Origin of the sequence: Klebsiella sp. Ech2A (assembly GCF_030078455.1) — a bacterium.
Classification (GTDB): Bacteria; Pseudomonadota; Gammaproteobacteria; order Enterobacterales; family Enterobacteriaceae; genus Klebsiella; species Klebsiella terrigena.
In genome coordinates this window covers 1-1,902 of the sequence record NZ_JAQGFU010000375.1, presented here as the reverse complement: position 1 = coordinate 1,902, position 1,902 = coordinate 1, and the positions used below count along the sequence as shown (strand labels likewise).

Genomic DNA, 1,902 nt, shown 5'->3' with positions numbered 1-1,902 from the left:
TAACCCACCCCCGCCTCAACGATAGCCCGCAGCGCATTATCAATACCCAGGGCTGCCCGATGAGCCCCGACGACGAAGTGTGGGTCGCCGATGCCGAAGGCAACCCGCTGCCGCGCGGCGAAGTCGGCCGCCTGATGACCCGCGGGCCCTATACCTTCCGCGGCTACTATAAAAGCCCGCAGCATAATCTGGAGGCGTTTGACGCCGACGGCTTCTACTGCTCGGGGGATCTGATCTCGATCGACGAAGACGGCTATATCACCGTGCAGGGGCGCGAGAAAGATCAGATCAACCGCGGCGGGGAGAAGATCGCCGCGGAAGAGATTGAAAACCTGCTGCTGCGCCACCCGGCGACGATCCATGCCGCGCTGGTGAGCATGGAGGATAGCCTGCTGGGGGAGAAAAGCTGCGCGTACCTGGTGGTCAAAGAGCCGCTGCGCGCGGTCGCGGTACGTCGCTTCCTGCGCGAGCAGGGCGTGGCTGAATTTAAGCTGCCGGATCGGGTGGAGTGCGTGGACGCGCTGCCGCTGACGCCGGTGGGCAAAGTCGATAAAAAACAATTACGTCAGTGGCTGGCTGAACGCAAGCTGGGCTGAAGGAGAAGACAGAATGGCCATTCCTCAATTACAGGCTTACGCGCTGCCGGAAGCCAGCGATATCCCGGCGAACAAAGTGAGCTGGGCCTTTGAGCCGTCCCGCGCCGCGCTGCTTATCCACGATATGCAGGAGTATTTCCTCAACTTCTGGGGTGAAGATAGCGCGATGATGGCGAAAGTGGTCGCCAACGTTGCCGCGCTGCGCGATTTCTGCAAGCAGCACGATATCCCGGTGTTCTACACCGCGCAGCCGAAGGAGCAGAGCGATGAAGACCGCGCCCTGCTGAACGATATGTGGGGACCGGGCCTGACCCGCTCGCCGGAGCAGCAGCGGGTGATTGCCGCCCTGGCGCCGGACGAAAACGACACCGTGCTGGTGAAGTGGCGCTACAGCGCGTTCCACCGTTCGCCGCTGGAAGAGATGCTGAAAGAGGCCGGGCGCGACCAGCTGATCGTCACCGGCGTCTATGCCCATATCGGCTGCATGACGACCGCGACCGACGCCTTTATGCGCGACATCAAGCCGTTCTTCGTTGCCGACGCGCTGGCGGACTTTAGCCGCGAAGAGCATCTGATGGCGCTGAAATACGTTGCCGGACGCTGCGGTCGGGTGGTGATGACCGAAGAGCTGCTGCCGCTGCCGGCGTCAAAGGCGGCGCTGCGCGCGCTGGTGCTGCCGCTGCTCGACGAGTCCGACGAGCCGATGGATGATGAAAACCTCATCGACTACGGCCTGGATTCGGTGCGCATGATGGCGGTGGCCGCGCGCTGGCGCAAAGTGCACGGCGATATCGACTTCGTGATGCTGGCGAAAAATCCGTCGATTGATGCCTGGTGGGCGCTGCTCTCCCGCGAGGTGAAATAGTGGCCGCGCTCGATTTTCAGGGTCAGACCGTATGGGTGACCGGGGCGGGTAAGGGCATCGGCTACGCCACCGCCCTGGCCTTCGTCGAGGCCGGGGCGCAGGTCACCGGTTTTGACCTCGCGTTCGCGGGCGAAAGCTATCCGTTCGCCACCGAGACGCTGGACGTGGCCGACGCGCCGCAGGTGGCCGAGGTGTGCCAGCGTCTGCTGGGCGGCATCGAGCGCCTTGACGTGCTGGTCAACGCGGCGGGCATTTTACGCATGGGCGCCACCGACGCGCTGAGCGTGGAAGAGTGGCAGCAGACCTTCGCCGTTAACGTCGGCGGCGCGTTTAACCTCTTCCAGCAGACGATGGCCCAGTTCCGCCGCCAGCGGGGCGGGGCCATCGTCACCGTGGCCTCCGACGCCGCGCATACGCCGCGCATCGGCATGAGCGCCTCCG

General features: G+C 64.1%; 2 protein-coding genes and 1 pseudogene. All 3 read left to right on the top strand.

Annotation, left to right across the window (positions count from 1 at the left end):
• Positions 1-596: pseudogene (gene entE / locus PFH44_RS27135) on the top strand ((2,3-dihydroxybenzoyl)adenylate synthase EntE); the annotation flags it as partial.
• A gap of 13 nt (positions 597-609) precedes the next feature.
• A complete protein-coding gene (locus PFH44_RS27130; RefSeq protein WP_283826767.1) occupies positions 610-1,461 on the top strand; it encodes an isochorismatase in 852 nt (283 codons plus the stop codon).
• Positions 1,461-1,902 (top strand): SDR family NAD(P)-dependent oxidoreductase (locus tag PFH44_RS27125; RefSeq protein WP_283826768.1); only part of this gene is annotated, 442 nt, incomplete at its 3' end. The genes PFH44_RS27130 and PFH44_RS27125, both read left to right, overlap by 1 nt.

Bases quoted from the DNA above. Each gene is read 5' to 3' on its own strand.
- PFH44_RS27130 (WP_283826767.1), top strand. From the start codon at position 610: ATGGCCATTCCTCAATTACAGGCTTACGCGCTGCCGGAAGCCAGCGAT.